Raw genomic sequence first — 16,757 nt, 5'->3', positions numbered from 1 at the left:
GGAATGCCCGCAGCTTCGACCGAAGGGTTAGCTGCGACCGGCCTGTCCGGGGACGTGCTGCTCGACCGCGACGACGATCTCGGCGAGATCGATCGGGCCCTCGCACGGGCCCTGACCGGCGACGGCCAGGTCCTGCTGATCGAAGGTGCGCCCGGCATCGGCAAGACGACCCTGCTCGCGGAGCTGCGCGGGCGGGCCCGCGGCGGGGGAATGACCGTGCTGGCCGCCCGGGGTGGTGAGCTGGAGCGAGGCTTCGGGTTCGGGATCGTCCGCCAGCTGCTCGAGGCGCAGGTGGCCGGCGCGACCGAGGACGAACGCGATCGGCTGCTGGCCGGTGCGGCACGCCTGGCCACGCCGGTGTTCACGGCGGCCGACGTCCAGGAGAACAGCGGCGACGTCACCTACGCGACGCTGCACGGGCTGTACTGGCTGGTCGCGAACCTGGCGGAGCGAGCCCCGCTGGTGCTCTCCGTGGACGACGCGCACTGGGCGGACGCGCCGTCCCTGCGCTTCCTCGACCACCTCGCGCACAGGCTCGACGGCCTGCCGGTGATCATCGCGCTGACCGCCAGGTCGGGGAGCGCGGCGCACCGCGAGGACCTGCGGTCACTCACCCTGGAGGCAGCGCTGACGATCCAGCCGCGCCCGCTGAGCGACGCGGCGGTCGGTCTGCTGGTCGAGGCCGGCCTCGGTGACGACGCACCGGTCGCGCTGCGGCTGGCCTGCCGGAAGGCGACGGGTGGGAACCCCTTCCTGCTCTCGGAGCTGCTCAGGGAACTGCGCCGTGGCGCGGATGCCGATCCGGCGGTCGTGCCGCGCATCGGACCGGAGCGGATCGCCGCCTCGGTGCTCCTCCGCGTCAGCCGGCTGCACCCGGCGGCACCAGCGTTCACACGTGCGGTCGCCGTACTCGGTCACCACGCGACACTGGCCAACTGCTGCCGGCTGGCCGAGCTGAGTCCGGCACTGGCGCGATCACTGGTCGACTCGCTCGCGGACCTCGGCGTGCTGGAAGACGGCGACCCGCTGCGGTTCGTCCACCCGATCGTTCGCACAGCCATCTACGACGACGTACCGGCTGCCGAGCGTTCGGTGTCGCACGCCGCGGCGGCGCGAGTGCTCGCCGATCTCCACGCCGATCCGGAGGCGATCGCGGTACATCTGCTGAGCACCCATCCCGCCGGGGATCCGGCAGTGGTGAAGGTGTTGCTCGAGGCGGCTCGCAGGACGATGTCCAGTGGTGCGCCGGACACCGCCGCGGCGCTCCTGCGCCGAGCGATCGCGGAACCCCCGCCCGATGGCGAGCGGCCGGAGGTCGTGCTCGCACTGGCGCGCGCCGAACACGAGCTGAACTCGGCCGAGGCACCTCGCCTGTTCCTGCTCGCGGCCGAGGACGCGGCCGATCCCGTGGTCCGCGCCCGCGCGCTGATCGGCTTCGCCTGGGCGGTGCATCCTGATGTGGCCCGCCTGCGTCCCTACCTGGATTCGTGGCGGGAGGCCGCATCGGCGGTACGCGCGCAGGATCGGGAGATCGCGCTCGAACTGGAGGCGGCCCGGCTCGGCGCGTTGCTGTTCAGCCGTGAGGGTCCAACGTCCTTCGAAGACGAGGTCGAGCGCTTCCGCGACCTGCCAGGACGCACGGCGGCCGAATGCCTGCTGCTGTCCTTCGTCGCACGTAAGGCACTGGCCGAACGTCACGTCGCCGAGGCGGTCGCCTTCGCCCGCCGGGCCGCTGCGCACCCGACGCTCACCAGTCACGCCGGGCACCCGCTGTGGCGGACGAACATCATCTTTCCGCTGATGGCGGGCGAGCAGTACGACCTCGCCGAGCACATCCTGTCCCAGGCGCTCCTCAACGCGGAGCGCTCCGGCTCGCCGCAATGGCTCGGCAGAATCGGGTGGCTGCGCACTCTGATCCGGCACCGGCGCGGCGACCTGCGCGGTGCCGAGGCCGATGCCCGTCTGGTGATCGAGAGACAGCTCCCTGGCCGAGGGAACACGGCCAGCATTCTCATGGCACAGGTCCTCCTCGACCAGGGACGGGCCGGGGAATGCGCGGCCATGCTCGCCGAGCGCGGGCTCGGCGGAGGCTCGGCGCGCGACGACATGCCATCGGTCTGGTTGCTGACGATCACCGGGCGGCTGAAGACCACCCTGGGTGATCTCGACGGAGCCCGTTCCGATCTCGAGGGAGCGCTGGAGCGGGTCCGGAACTTCCGGAACCGCGTGCCCAACGAACACGACATCCGCGTCGCGCTGGTTTCCGTCCTGCACGCCCTCGGCGACGAGGACGCCGCATCCACCGCGGCCGACGACGCACTTGAAGCCGCTACCGCCACCGGTGTCCGGCGCGCGATGGGCGGGGCGCTGCGCGTGTCCGGCCTCGTTCGGGGAGGCGCGGCGGGGCTGGAGCAACTCCGCCACGCCGTCGAGATCCTCGCCGAGTCGCCGTCACTGCTGTGGCGGGCGGAGGCACTGGTCGACTACGGAGCCGCCCTGCGCCGCCAGGGACAGCGCACCGCGGCCCGCGAGCCGCTCCGCGAAGGCATGGACCTGGCTCACCGCTGCGGCGCGGCATCCCTGACCGAACGCGCCGCCGGTGAACTGCGGGCCGCAGGCGCCCGGCCTCGGCGGATGACCGAAACCGGCGCCGACGCCCTCACCCCGAGCGAACGCCGGGTCGCGGAGCTCGCCGCCGCCGGCAAGACCAACAAGGACATCGCGCAGTCCCTCTTCGTCACCCTGCGCACGGTCGAGATGCACCTCTCCAACGCCTACGCCAAGCTCGGCATCGACTCCCGTCAAGGCCTCGCGCAGGCCCTCGCCTAGGCCGTGTCCTGCAAGTCCGTTCGATGAGAGTCACGTCCGAGAGGGCTCCTGGCGGTGCCGCCGCGGACTCGTCATACCGGGCGTATTTCGGGTTCGCGGCGGTGCCGCCAGGAGCCCCCTCGGGCGCGACTGTCGCGGACGAGACTTGCAGGACACGGCCTAATCCTTCGGTCGGTGCTTCGGTCCGGCCCCGTCCCCCCGCAGTCACCTCGCGCGGGACGTTGGGGCCATGAACAGAGCGCTGAGCTTCGTGGTCTTCATCGCGGGCATCGCGTTGGTGCCCCTTGCTGCTCCGGCATCCGCTGACACGTCCGGCATCGAGCTGGTCAGCGCCGCCCCCGGCGGTGGCGCCGGTGACGGGAGCTCGCGCGATGCCGCGGTCTCCGCTGACGGGAGGTTCGTCGCGTACGCCTCGGACGCCGACAACCTCAGCGACGCCGACAACAACGCGTTCACCAACGTCTTCGTCCGCGACCGGGTGAACGGAACGACGATCCTGGTCAGTGGCGGGAACGGCAACGCGGGCAGCCCTTCCATCTCCGCCGACGGACGCCACGTCGCCTTCATCGCGGAGGGCACCGACACCTGCGTCAACCAGTGGTCAGAGATGGTGGCGTGCACCAACGTGTTCCTGCGTGATCTGGCCGACGGCACCACGATGCTCGTCAGCCGGGCGTCGAACGGCGACCCCGCGGACGGGCTCTCCGCCGCGCCCGCGATCTCCGCCGACGGGCGGGTGGTCGTGTTCCACTCGCTCGCCGCGAATCTGAGCGACTCCGACCAGGACGTCTGCGAGAACTGGGAGGGCAGTCCCCCTTGCCCGAAGGCGTTCGTGCGCGACCTCGCCACCGGCACCACCACTTACCTGAAGCCGGGATGGCCCACCGGGTGCGCGCCCGCGATCTCGCCGGACGGAGGCTTTGCGGCTGTCGAGGACTACGGCGACATCACGCTGGTGAACCTGCGGGATCGCACGCAGACCTCGGTCAGCCGGCGCAGCGATGGGAGCTGGGTCCCGTCGTCCTGCCCGTCGATCTCGCTGGATGGCCGCCGGGTCGCTTTCGCGGGCCTTGAGCACTCGGGGGACATCGTCTGCGGCATGCCGCCGGGCGGCTGCAGCAACGGCGACGAGGTCTACGTCCGCGATGTGCAGGCAGGCACAACGAAGTGGGTGAGCCAGCACGCCCCGTTCCCGTCCTTCAGCCACAAGGCCTCGAACGACCCGTCGATCTCCGCCGATGGACGCTTCGTCGCCTTCGACACCGCGAACCCGAACCTCACCGCCTCCGGTGCCGGCGTGTACGTGTCCGACCTGACGACCGGTGCGCTGACCTTCGTTTCACAGGGCGATGATCCGTCGCTGTCAGCAGACGGAACGGTGGTGGCTTTCGACGCCGTGCCTCCCGGTTACGCGGCCCGCAATGTCTTCGCCCGCGCGTGGAGCGTGCGGCCCACCGGTGCGGACCTGTCGTTGACGCTCACCGCCTCGACCACCTCACCGGCGGCCGGTCAGAACGTGACCTACAGCGTGACGGTCACCAACGCCGGTCCAGACGCGGCAACCGGTGTGACGGTCGGAGGCGACGGTCCGTGGTGGGGTTCGAACCTGGTTTCGGCGACACCGTCCCAGGGCTCTCACGACCCGGTGACCGGGCTCTGGACGGTCGGCACGATCCCCGCGGGCGCCACCGCGAACCTTCAGGCCGTCGTCAAGGCCAGCGCCGGCACGAACACCTACTACGCCACGGTGAACACGTCTGATCAGCCCGACCCGGACTCCATCCCCGGCAACTACAACGCGGCGGAGGACGACCAGGCGTCAGTCACGATCACGGCAGCGGCGAACTGCGCGTCGGCCACGACAACCGCAGCCGCCGACAGCTGGGTCGGTCAGAACGAACCCGCCACCACCCACGGCACAGACACCACGCTGCGAACGCGCAGCAAGGCCAACGCCAACGCGCGCACCCTGGTCCGCTTCTCGCTCCCGGCAGCTCCGGCCGGCTGCAAGGTGACCGGCGCGAAGGTGCGGCTGTTCGCCTCGACCGCGGCAACAGGCCGCACGCTGCAACTCACCAGGCTCGGCTCGTCGTTCACGGAATCCGGCGTCACCTGGACCAACCAGCCGGGCGTGACCGGAACGTCGGCCAGTGCGGCCTCTCGCGCCGGCTGGGTCGAGTGGACCGCGACCGACCAGGTCAAGGAGATGTACGCGAGCGGCAACCACGGCTTCCGCGTCCGGGACGCCGCCGAGGGCGCCGCCGCCGAACAGCGGTTCAACAGCCGCGAGAACACCACCAGCAAGCCCGAACTGATCATCACCTTCAGCCCGAACCCATAGGAGGGCGAGACTCGTGAAACACGCAACTGGCAGGTGGTCGCTCGTCCTGTCCGTCACCCTCGTCGCAGGGGCCTTCGGCTCGGGCAACCTCATGGCAACCGCCGCGGCCACCTCGTGCGACAAGGCTCCGACCGGCGTCAGCGTCTCGGACGAGTGGCTGTCGTTCGCCGTACCCGCGGGGCTGATGCCGGACCCGAAGTTCGACGGGCGCACCGCGAAGATCCAGGTGCACCGTGTCAAGCCTGTCTACGCCCGCGGCAAGTGCGCCGGCACACCCAACCGCGCGGCTGTGCTCGTCCACGGCAGCAGAGTTTCCGGCACACCCTCGTTCGACCTGCGGCACAACGCCCCCGGTGGCGGCACGCTCAGCACGCAACAGGCGCTCGCCCTGGCGGGAATCGACACCTTCGCACCCAGCCTGCTCGGCTACGGCCGTTCGACACGGTTCGCCGACGGCCTCGACGATCCCGGCAATGCGAGCCTCAGGCCCTACAACGCCGATGGCAGCTGTTCCCACCTCGAAGGGTGCGACCGCGCGCACCTCCCGATCTTTCCCCTGGACCAGCAGGGCACGCTGCTGCTGACCAACCCCCTCGACGGACAGCGGAGCGCGCACTCCACCGGCACTCGCTTCGCACGGACCGACGTGTTCGTCCGCGACATCCGCCAGGTCGTCAACTACGCCATCGCGCACGCGAAGCCGTCGGACCGCAAGGTCACCCTGATCGGCTGGTCGTTCGGCGCGAACTACGTCGCCGCGACGCTGCACGCCAATCCCGCGTTCAGCAAGAAGGTCAACCGCGTCGTGTTCCACTCCTCCGGTTTCGACACTCCGACTCAGGAAGTCGTCCCCGCGGACGGCTTCACGAGCTTCCCGACGAACCTCGCGACGCGGGACTCCATCGTGTCCGGCCCGACGATGCCGCCTGGCCGTGCCGCGGTCTGCACCGGCCATCGCATCCCCGGAACGCAGGAGCAGCTGTGGAACCAGATGATGCAGGAGGACTCGCTGGGCAGCACCTGGGGAGCGGGCACGGCCGGACTCCACCGCTCACCGACGTTCTCCTTGTACGGCTGGAATTCCGAAGTCGCCGCCGAACTGACCACCCCATCGCTGATCATCCACGGCACCGACGACACGGTCGCGAAACCGGAATGGGGACCCGCCATCTACAACAGCCTCGCCGCACCGAACAAGGTGCTGGTGCAGGTGCAATGCGGCAGCCACCTGTTGCACCTCGCAGGCTGTTCTGGCGACCGCTGCACCCCGGAGTCGGGAACGCCCTACGGAGGCCGCCCCGGCGAACCCTGGGCCGGTCCGTACTCCACCTACCAGGCCGCACTGACCGAGTGGATCAACAACGGCACCTTCGCCGCAACCACGCGAGGACACTTCGTGGTCAACGAGAGCGGAGTGGCGAATCCGTCGTCGGCACGCTGACGTGAAAGGTTGCCGGTACACCGCGTGGACCGAGTGAACAAACTCGGTTCGGACATTCTCTCACCCCACGGGATTCACCAGATTCCCGTGGGGTGATTTGTATTTCGGCAGCGGCGAGCAACGCCGCAGGCTCCGGTCGGTCCTGCCACGACCACTGACGCGACGCAGCCGCCGGTGTCAGAGCTTTGTCAGCGCCATGTCCGAGCCTTGTCCTCAGGCACCGCGCTCCCGCTGACCCTGGCCGTAGGAACTGCACCTCCACGACAAGCCGCACGCACACGATTCCCGGCGCTGAACCGAGGCCGTGGCAGGGCTTTGACCGAATGGAAAGAAACACCGCATGAAGACAAAGATGAAGACCCACGGCGCCATGACGGCACTGGCGACCTTCGCAGTCCTGGGCTGCCTGACGTCGAGCGCGACGCAGGCTTCAGCCGCAGCCCCACCGCCGCTGCCCGCAACCGCCGCCGCGCTGCCCGTCGTCAACATGGAGGCCACCGTCCTGGCCGCCCAGATCGATCCCCGGCGCGCCGACAACACGCTGACCCCGGGCGCCAAGGATTCCGTGCTGGCCGTCGAGCGGGCACTCCAGGCACGCAATCTGCTGGACGCCCAATGGGTCGACGGCTACTTCGGAACCACGACCATCAAGGCGTACGCGGCGTACCAGCGTTCGCTCGGATACACCGGCCTGGCCGCGAACGGGCTGCCCGGCGCGAGTTCGCTGACCACGCTCGGGCAGAGCCGGTTCACCGTCTCCCACGTGATCAAGCCAGGCTCGAAGGTCCAGCGTGACGGGTACGTCGTCAACACCCGCACCCAGGCGATGCTCACCGAGACCGAACGTCTGCTGGGACGTCGCCTCGTGCTGGACCAGGGCTCCTACAACCCCGGCGGCGACCCGACCTCCGCCGGCACCCACGACGGCGGCGGCGTCGTGGACATCAACGTCGACGGCATGACCGCCGCCACCCGCACCGCCGTAGCCCGTGCGCTGCGCCAGGTCGGCTTCGCCGCCTGGGTCCGCAGCCCGTCCCAGGGCGACTGGCCGTGGCACATCCACGCGGTGGCGATCAACGACACCGACCAGGCCACCCAGGCCCAGAACCAGGTCGGTGACTACTACCTCGGCTTCAACGGCCTCGCCAACCACCGCCCCGACGACGGCCCCCGGATCCCGATCAAGACCTGGGAGGACTACCAGCGCGCGCAGTGACCAGAAGCCCTGACACCACCCCGATCATCGACACTTCACGAAAAGGAAAACCCGTGAAAATCGCACGCACGATGCTCGCCGCCGCCGGGGCCGCACTGGCCCTGGTCGCACCCCTCATGGCCGCCACCGCCTCACCCGCGTTCGCCGCGGGCCGGGACGGCGACTGCGACAGCGGAGAGTTCTGCCTCTACTACAACAGCAACCAGGCCGGCTCGATCTCCGACTTCACCGGCTCGATCAGCGATTACGGCGCCACTCAACCGTCCTGCTACGAATTCAAGGGCGAAGGCGCCGGCAAGGGCGTGTGCGTGAAGAACAACGCGGCATCGGTGAAGAACCGCACCAGCCACACGGTGCGCGTCTACTTCAACAGCAACTACGGCGGCGCGAGCCAGGACTTCGCACCCGGCGCGTCCGGCAATCTCAACGCCACGCTGAAGAACAACAACGCCAGCCACAAGTTCCTCACCGGGGGCGGCGGCGGTTCACAAAGCCCCACCAACGACTACGACGGCCGCCCCCGCGGGTTCGCCCAGAACAACTGCACCGCCTTCGCGGCCTACCGGATCGCCAGCAGGCTCGGCGTCCCCAACTTCAGCAACTCCTACGGCGGAACCACCTGGGGCAACGCCGGCACCTGGGACGACGCCGCCCGCCGCGTCGGCGGCGTCACGGTCAACAAGACCCCGAAGGTCGGCGCCATCGCCGTCAACGACGTCCACAGGGTCGGTCACGTCGCCTACGTCAACGCGGTCCACTCCGACGGCTCGTTCGACGTCGAGGAGTACAACTGGAACAACCCGCTCGCCTACGGCACCCGCAAACACGTCCACGTGAGCAACGCCCAGGCCGACTTCCAGTGGATGCTCCACTTCTGACCGGCCAGTGATCACCTGCGAGGTGCCGGTAGCCGCTACCGGCACCTCGTGTTCGCCGGTTACCGCGCCCCTCCCAGATCCGTCGAGTGCACGGGAACGGCCGGGCGGCCGAGCGGACGTTTCGCAGGTCAGCAGGGTACCGGGGGTATGGGGATCCCGATGTTCGTCGATCTGGGTACCAGGCCCGCGTGACGTGGTTAGCATCCCCGTGTCGGACATGAAACTGGGGGAGGAAATCATGTCGCGCAGTAGACCCATGGCGATCGCGCGCCCGTTGTCCGCGCCGGACACGGTGCCGTTGGCTGAACTCGAACCCGACCTGACACCGGTCACCGAACCAGTGTGCGGGGTTCGTCCACTGGACGTTCCGTTGGTGGTGTTGGACGGCGAACGCAGGAGCACGCTGTTCGCGCTCGACGACGGTTCCCGCTTCTCGGCGTTGGCGCCGATGCGGGCGCTCGGCTCACTCGCCTCCACCCAGACCGGATTCCTGCTGGAGCACGCACCTGACTTCCACGGCCCGGTCGCGGACATCGCGCGGGCGGCCGCAGCGGTGTACGCCAAGGGTGACGCTGACGGATTCCGCGCGTGGCTCACGGACCAGGCGGCCGCGTTGCGGCTCGGGACGGTCGGTGACCCGGAACGCCTGATGGTTCCGCTGATCTATCTGAATCACATGTGGCGCCAGGGAAATCCGCACGCCGACCCGGCGACCGGGCCGAGCAGGCTCCCGGAACCGATGGCCGGTCTGCTCGAGCACTCGGCCGGGGCGGTGGGGATGATCCCGCGCTTCAACCAGATCGTGATGACGATGCTGGCGTTCGAGCTCGACGGCGTGGCCGGCGGCACCGAACTGTCCTATCAGGACGTCGCCGCGGTGGACCGCATGCGGCCGGCGTTCTGGCTCAACGAGGGCGACCAGAGCGAACTGGAGCTGTACCAAGCCTTCTACGCCGTCGAGGCGTTCGGTGTCCCGCTCTACGGCTGGGGCTGTCACGCGCTGGAGTGTGCCGCCGCCGACGACCGCAGTGGTGGCGCGCTGGCGTTGCGCATGATTCACGCGGTGATCAGGAACGTCTTCATGATCACCAAGCGGCTGATCCCGCGCATCGACGCCGACGAGTTCCGGCGGATCCAGGTCACCTGCGGCTGGGTCGGTGACGAGGTGACCGGCGTGGCCTCGGGGTACCAGCTCCCGTTCATGCTCATGCTCGACGCGCTGTTCCACGTCAACTTCAGCCACGACGGCGTGATCGCCGCACGCGCGAACAACCTGAGGTTCGTGCCGGAGGACTGGCAGGCGTTCTTCCGGATGATCTACGCGGTGCAGCCCGCGCTCAGGACGTGGGTCCACGAGTCCGGCGACAGCGAGCTCACCCTGGCGTACCGGTCCTGCACGGACATCTTCACCCTCTTCCGCTCCATGCACCGCCACCTCGGCGGTCAGGTGATCAAAGGAGGGACCACGACCGGCCGGGTGTTCGGCAGCGCCACGGAGAACTACGAGCAGTTCATGTCCGAGATGGCAGGTCTGGTCGACGACACCGCGGCCGCGGGCGACCTCTCCGGTCCCGCTGCACCGGACAGCGCCGATGCTGCAGCCAGCCGGGGAGTCCGCTCTTGATCACCGTCACCATCGCGGGCAGCTCCATCGAGGTCGCGGCCGGCACGACCATGCAGCACATCTGCGACGAGAACGACACGCCCGTCACGTTCGGCTGCCGGGCGGCCCGCTGCGGCGCGTGCATGATCAAAGTGATGTCCGGTGCTGACAACCTCAGCCCCGCCGAACCGGACGAGCGCGCGGTGCTCGACGTGCTGGCGATGTCGCCGGACTGCCGCCTCGCCTGCCAGACCACCGTGCACGGCGCCGTGACCATCGAAGTCGCGGACTGAGAGGAAAACCATGACCTACGTTCTGCGGCACTCGGACCACGAGACCCGGCGCCTGGAAACCCAGGCCGCGTTCTACGCAGAGCACACCGAGTGGTTGCTGAAGACCGCCGGGATCACCGCTGGGATGCACGTGCTCGACGTCGGCTGCGGCGCGGGCGACGTGACGATCCAGCTGGCGCGAATCGTCGGACCGACCGGGTCGGTGGTGGGCGTCGACGCCGACGCGAACGTGCTCGAAGCGGCGCGGCAACGGGTGGACCTCGCCAACGTCACGTTCCGCCAGGCCACCCTCCCGGATGTCCCGCTCGACCACCCGGTGGACGCCGTCGTCGGGCGGATGATCCTGATGCACCTGCCCGACCCGGTCACCGCACTCCGCGCACTGTCCACTGTGGTGCGTCCGGGCGGCGTGGTCACGTTCCAGGACATGAACACCACCAGGTTCCGGTCGGTGCCCGCGCTGCCCCTGCTGACCAAGTGCGTCACGACGCTCAACGACAGCCTGCTCGCCGCGGGCCGTGCGCTGGACACCGGCGAGCGCCTGCACTCGCTGTTCCTCGAAGCCGGGCTGCCCGGCCCCGAGCTCGCCGTGGTGGCACCTACGCCCCACGGTGAGGAGAAGGAGGCGGCCGTGGTGATGCTGGGCCAGACGTTGCTGACCGCACTCCCGTTCGCAGAGGAGTGCGGTGTGGTCGCGCCTGGCGAATTCGACCAGGACACGTTGACCGACCAGCTGCTCGACGAGCTGCGGTCCACTCCGTGCGCGGTGTACCTGGCCGAGATGGTCGGTGCGTGGACACGGGTGCCGGGCACCGAGCCGGCATTCGCACGGAGTACGTGACGCCGCCGGCGAACTTGCCGAGCGGCGACGTCCAGGCTGGCACAGTGCTGTGGAATAACGGGATTCTCCTCCCTCGCCCGCCGCCGCCCCGCTACCGTCATCGGAAACATCGTTTGGGGGAGAGCGATGACCGATCCTTTGGCCGACGTCTCGCGCATGGTCGACGACTGGGAGAAGAACGCTGTCGAGAAGGCAGCGAAGTACCAGGCCATGCAGCACGAGGTCGAGCGCATCTCGATCACCGGCACGGCTGCCGGCGGCGCGGTGCGGGTCACCGTGGGCAACAACGGTATTCCCACCGACATCACCATGACCGACGGCGTGAGCAGGCTGCGGCCCGAGGAGATCGCGGCGGCCGTGCTGGAGGCGATGCGGCAGGCACAGGCGGGTTATCCGGCCGAACTCGCGCGCGTCGTTCAGGAGACCGTGGGCGACACGCCGGCCGCGCGGCACATCGTGTCCGTGGCGGACCGCAACTTTCCCGCCGCGGAGCAGGAACCGCCGCCTCGGGCGCCGCGGCGGGACGACGACGGCGACTTCAGCGACGACAGCTTCCTGGGGTGATCTGTGGCTAGCGGATACGAGGTCGCCGCGGGCGAGGTTTCGGCGCTGGCCGGCCGCGTTGACGGGCTGGCCGAGCGGCTGCGCACGGCGGCGGACGCGGCGCGAACCGTCACGATGAACGACTCCGCGTACGGCGTGGTGTGCCAGCCGTTCGCGATGTTGTTGCAGCCGTTCGAGCAGATCGGTGTCGACGCGCTGACCAAGGCTGCCGAGACCGTGTCGGAGAACGCCGCGAAGCTGCGTGAGACGTCGCGGGTCTACGACGACAACGAGTCTGCTCAGGCCGCGCGCATAGGCGGGATCGACGGCGGATGACGAACCCTCTGCTCGCCACTCCCCAGAACGACACCTCCGCGGTCACCGGCATCGGCATCGCCGAGTCGTCCGTCGACCTGGCGACCGGGCTGAGCAACGGCGACTGGGTCGCGGCAGGGCTGGGCGCGGTCGGGGTCGGCCTCGAAGTGCTGTCGATGGTGATCGACCCCATCGGCACGCTCGCCTCCTACGGGGTGTCGTGGCTGATCGAGCACGTCCAGCCGCTCAAGGAGGCGCTCGACTGGTTCGCCGGCGACCCGCCGGTGATCAGGGCGTTCAGCGAGACGTGGGGACGGGTGGCCGGTGAGGTCGCCGCGGTCGCCAAGGAGCTGTCGCGCCAGGACGTGGCGGACTGGCGCGGTGCCGCCGCCGACGCCTACCGGGGTGTCGCCGCGCAGACCGCGGACGCCGTCGCCGGTGCCGGCGCGCTGGCCGACGGCATCAGCGCCGGTGTGATGATCATGGGCGAGGTCGTCGCCGCGGTGCGCGAGATGATTCGCGACCTGGTCGGTGAGGTGGTCGGCAAGCTGATCACGTGGGCACTCGAGGCCGTCGCGACGCTGGGGCTGGCGACGCCGTTGATCGTCGCGCAGGCGGCCTCCACCGTCGCCAAGGTCGTCAACAAGATCTCCGACCTGGTGCGCAAGCTGGTCAAGACGATCAGCAACGTCGCGCCGCGCATCCGCAAGGTGATCGACAAGCTCGGCGAGATCATGGAGAAGCTGCGCAAGCTCGGCCGCCGCGCGGATGGCGGCAGTCCGGGCACCACAAGTCCTGCCGGCGCACCGAACTCACCGGACGCTCCTCCGCCGATTCGTGGTGGTGACGCCACCTCGACGTCGTCGGCGTCGTCGTCGCCCAGCACACCGCAGTCGCCCAGCACCCCCGCGTCACCGAGCACTCCGTCGACGCCGGACACGCCGGACAGCCCCTCCTCCCCCGGCAGCACGACGAGCCCCAGCAGAACCCCCGACGGCCAGCGCAGCCCAGACCGGCCGGACAACCCGAAGGACACCAGCACCCCGGAACCACAACGCCGGTGCGAGAACGACCCGGTCGACGTGGTGACCGGCGAGGTCGTGCTGCCGCAGACCGACGTGGAACTGCCGGGCGCACTGCCGTTGCTGGTCCGCCGCACGCACATCTCGTCGTTCCGCAGCGGCCGGCTGTTCGGCGCCAACTGGGCGTCCACCCTCGACCAGCGCATCGAGCTCGACGAGCTCGGTGCCGTTTACGTGGCTGACGACGGCATGCGCCTGATCTACCCCTCGCCACGCCACGAAGCGGTGATGCCCTCGCACGGCCCGCGATGGCCGCTCGCCCAGACCGCCGACGGGTACACCGTCACGCGCTCGGACGGCACCACCGCCCAGTTCGGCCCCGACGGCAGGCTCGCCGCGATCGTGGACCGCAACGGCCACCGCATGTCGTTGCGTTACGACGACGCCGCGCTCGCCGAGATCGAGCACAGCGGCGGCTACCGGGTGCGGGTGGACACCGCGGACGGCCTCGTCACCGGGCTGCGTCTCACTCACGCCGGCGGTGAGATCGTGCTGATGCGGTACCGGTACGACCAGCGCCGGCTGGCCGAGGTGGTCAACTCCTCGAACCAGCCGATGCGGTTCGACTACGACCAAGACGGTCGCATGACCGGCTGGCAGGACCGCAACGGCAGCTGGTACCGGTACGTGTACGACGACCGCGGCTGGTGCGTCCGGACCGTTGGCGCGGAAGGGTTCCTCGACGGCGCGTTCGAGTACGGCGCGGACGTCACCGTCTTCACCGACTCGCTCGGCGCGCGGAAGACGTTCCGGCTCAACGAGCTCCGGCAGATCGTCGAGGAGACCGACCCGCTCGGCAACACCACGGTGAGCCAGTGGGACCGCTACGACCGGCTGGTCGCGCAGACCGATCCGACCGGCGCCGTCACCCGGTACGAGTACGACGCGGCGGGTGCGGTCGTCCGCATCGTCCGCGCGGACGGCACCGAGACCACGGTGCGGCGCAACGACCTCGGCCTGCCCGTCGAGATCACCGAGCCCGGCGGCGCCGTGTGGCGCCGGGAGTGCGACGAGCGTGGCAACGTCACCGCGGTCACGGATCCGCTCGGGCACACCACCCGGTACCGGTTCGACGAGCGCGGCAACCTCGCCGCCGTGGCGGACCACCTCGGCCACGAGCGCCGGATCCACACGAACGACGCAGGCCTCACCACCGCCCTGATCGACACGGCGGGCAACACGCTGCGGTACGAACGAGACGCCCTCGGCCGCGTCACGTCCGTTGTGGACGCCACCGGCGCGACCGTCCGATATGGATGGACGATCGAGGGGAAGCCGGCCTGGCGCACCCTGGCAGACGGCGCGACGGAGCGGTGGCGCTACGACGGTGAGGGAAACTGCGTCGAGCACGTTTCCCCTGCCGGGCAACGCACACAGGTCACCTACAACGCGTTCGACCTGCCGTCGTCACGGACCCGGCCGGACGGCACCACACTGCGGTTCGGCTACGACACGAACCTGCGCCTGGTCTCGGTGACCGATCCCGAGGGCGCTGTGTGGCGCTACGACTACGACCCAGCGGGCAGAATCGTCCAGGAGACTGACTTCCACGGCCGCGTGCTGCGGTACGGCCACGACGCCGCCGGCCGTCTCGTCGAACGCGTGGACGCCACCGGAACCGTCGTCACGCAGACGCGCGACGTGCTCGGCCGGGTGATCGAGCAGCGGTCCGGCGACAACGTCACGACGTTCTCCTACGATGACGCCGGCCGGATCACCAGAGCGGTCAACCCGGACGCGGACCTGGTCTGCGAACGCGATCTGCTGGGCCGGATCGTCGCCGAGACCTCCAACGGCCACACGGTCACGTCCACCTACGACGAGCTGGGCCGTCGCGTCCGGCGCACCCTTCCGTCCGGTGTGGACAGCGACTGGCAGTTCGACCCGGCCGCCCGACCGGCCCGGCTGGAGTTCGGCGGCCACCGGATCCGGTTCGGCTACGACGCGCTCGGCCGCGAGCACGAGAGGGTGATCGACGACAGGTTCGTGCTGAGCCAGACCTGGGACGCGAGCCACCGGCTGGCCTCCCAGACGCTGACGGCCGGCGACGACGTCCTGCAGCAGCGCAGCTACCAGTACTCCCCCGCCGGTGACCTGCGGGAGGTGACGGACAGGCTGTCCGGGCCGCGGAAGTTCGAGCTCGACGTGCTCGGCAGGGTCACGGCGGTGCGGGCGGCGGGCTGGACCGAGCGGTACGTCTACGACGCGGCGGGCAGGGTCAGGCAGGCGGATTCACCCGACGGCACGTCCGGCCCGCGCGACTACGCCGGGGCACGACTGGTGCGGCGCGGCGCCGACCGGTACCGGTACGACGCGCAGGGCCGCGTGGTGCTGCGCCAGCACAAGCCGCCGTCGGCGAAGGTGCGCAACTGGCATTACACCTGGGACGGCGACCGCATGGTCGGACTCGTCACCCCGGAAGGCGACCGCTGGCGGTACCGGTACGACGCGCTGGGCAGGCGCGTCCGCAAGGAACGCCTGGCAGCCGACGACACGATCGCCGAACACGTCGACTTCGTGTGGGACAGCGCCCGTCTCGTGGAACAGACCCACATCACGGGCACGACCAGCCGCACGACCGCGTGGGACTGGGAACCGGGCAGCTTCCGGCCGGTCGCCCAGCTGGTGCTGGCCCCGCAGGAGGAGATCGACCGGCGGTTCCAGGCGATCGTCACCGACCTCGCGGGCAGTCCCAGCGAGCTGGTCGACCCGGACGCCGGCACCGTGTGGCACAACCAGGCCACGCTCTGGGGCTCCACCTCGGACCCGGACGGCACCCCGCACCGCTTCCAGGGCCAGTACTTCGACGCGGAGTCGGGCCTGCACTACAACTTCCACCGCTACTACGACCCCGGCACCGCGCGATACCTCAGCGCCGACCCGCTCGGTCTCGCCCCCGGCCCCGACCCGTACGCCTACGCCGCCAACCCGCACCGCGAGGCCGACCCGCTGGGCCTCACCGTCGAGGACTGCACCACCCGGCTGAACCTCGGCTCCGGCCAGAACCCCATGCCGGGCGCGGTGAACACGGACATCACCCCCGGTCCCGGCGTCGACGTCGTCGCGGACGCGAACCACCTGCCGTTCGCCGACGGGTCTTTCAACGAGGTGCACTCGGTCAACCCCTACGGCTACCAACCGGTGTCGGCGGAGACAGCGCGGGTGCTCGAACCGGGCGGTACGCTCACCGTCAGCGGGAGCCCGGTGAACAGGTTCATCCGGCGCGCCCCGGACGACCCGAGCGCCTTCGGGCTCGAACTGGTGTCGGAAGGTCCGCTGACCCCACGACATCAGTTCGGCACTCAGACCAGAGTGGACGGATCCACGTTCGACACCGGCAACCACATAACCCGGGTCTACCGGCGAATCTGACGA

General features: G+C 69.8%; 11 protein-coding genes. All 11 read left to right on the top strand.

What is annotated here, in order from left to right:
• Positions 1 to 3 precede the first annotated feature (3 nt).
• The 11 genes from ACIA8G_RS05395 (at position 4) to ACIA8G_RS05345 (ending at position 16,754) form a co-directional block, all read left to right on the top strand.
• Positions 4 to 2,829, top strand: coding sequence for an AAA family ATPase (locus ACIA8G_RS05395; RefSeq protein ID WP_396417017.1), 2,826 nt, complete (start codon positions 4 to 6; stop codon positions 2,827 to 2,829).
• Positions 2,830 to 3,058: 229 nt separating this feature from the next.
• Positions 3,059 to 5,170 carry a DNRLRE domain-containing protein gene (locus tag ACIA8G_RS05390; protein WP_396417016.1) on the top strand — a complete coding sequence of 704 codons (2,112 nt, stop codon included), beginning with the start codon at positions 3,059 to 3,061 and terminating at the stop codon, positions 5,168 to 5,170.
• A gap of 13 nt (positions 5,171 to 5,183) precedes the next feature.
• The gene (locus ACIA8G_RS05385; RefSeq protein ID WP_396417015.1) at positions 5,184 to 6,611 is read left to right on the top strand and encodes an alpha/beta fold hydrolase; all 1,428 of its coding nucleotides are present in this window, start codon (positions 5,184 to 5,186) and stop codon (positions 6,609 to 6,611) included.
• Positions 6,612 to 6,951: 340 nt separating this feature from the next.
• Entirely contained in the window at positions 6,952 to 7,827 is an 876-nt protein-coding gene (locus tag ACIA8G_RS05380) for a peptidoglycan-binding protein (protein WP_396417014.1), read from the top strand.
• Positions 7,828 to 7,880: 53 nt separating this feature from the next.
• Positions 7,881 to 8,705, top strand: a complete 825-nt coding sequence (locus ACIA8G_RS05375; protein WP_396417013.1) for a CHAP domain-containing protein — start codon at positions 7,881 to 7,883, stop codon at positions 8,703 to 8,705.
• 238 nt (positions 8,706 to 8,943) lie between these two features.
• A complete protein-coding gene (locus ACIA8G_RS05370; RefSeq protein ID WP_396417012.1) occupies positions 8,944 to 10,329 on the top strand; it encodes a hypothetical protein in 1,386 nt (461 codons plus the stop codon).
• A complete protein-coding gene (locus tag ACIA8G_RS05365) occupies positions 10,326 to 10,601 on the top strand; it encodes a 2Fe-2S iron-sulfur cluster-binding protein (RefSeq protein WP_396417011.1) in 276 nt (91 codons plus the stop codon). Before ACIA8G_RS05370 ends, ACIA8G_RS05365 begins: the two co-directional genes overlap by 4 nt.
• A gap of 10 nt (positions 10,602 to 10,611) precedes the next feature.
• On the top strand, positions 10,612 to 11,442 hold the full coding sequence (locus ACIA8G_RS05360) for a class I SAM-dependent methyltransferase (protein ID WP_396417010.1): 831 nt from the start codon (positions 10,612 to 10,614) through the stop codon (positions 11,440 to 11,442).
• Between the two features lie 126 nt (positions 11,443 to 11,568).
• On the top strand, positions 11,569 to 12,006 hold the full coding sequence (locus ACIA8G_RS05355) for a YbaB/EbfC family nucleoid-associated protein (protein WP_396417009.1): 438 nt from the start codon (positions 11,569 to 11,571) through the stop codon (positions 12,004 to 12,006).
• A gap of 3 nt (positions 12,007 to 12,009) precedes the next feature.
• Positions 12,010 to 12,321: a type VII secretion target gene (locus tag ACIA8G_RS05350; RefSeq protein WP_396417008.1), complete on the top strand. Its 312-nt coding sequence runs from the start codon at positions 12,010 to 12,012 to the stop codon at positions 12,319 to 12,321.
• Positions 12,318 to 16,754 carry a DUF6531 domain-containing protein gene (locus ACIA8G_RS05345; RefSeq protein ID WP_396417007.1) on the top strand — a complete coding sequence of 1,479 codons (4,437 nt, stop codon included), beginning with the start codon at positions 12,318 to 12,320 and terminating at the stop codon, positions 16,752 to 16,754. The genes ACIA8G_RS05350 and ACIA8G_RS05345 overlap by 4 nt, the downstream gene beginning before the upstream one ends.
• Positions 16,755 to 16,757: the final 3 nt, after the last annotated feature.

The organism is Lentzea sp. NPDC051213, from assembly GCF_044455585.1.
Classification (GTDB): Bacteria; Actinomycetota; Actinomycetes; order Mycobacteriales; family Pseudonocardiaceae; genus Lentzea.
Note: the sequence above shows the minus strand (reverse complement) of the source record. Positions and strands in the feature narration are given on the sequence as shown.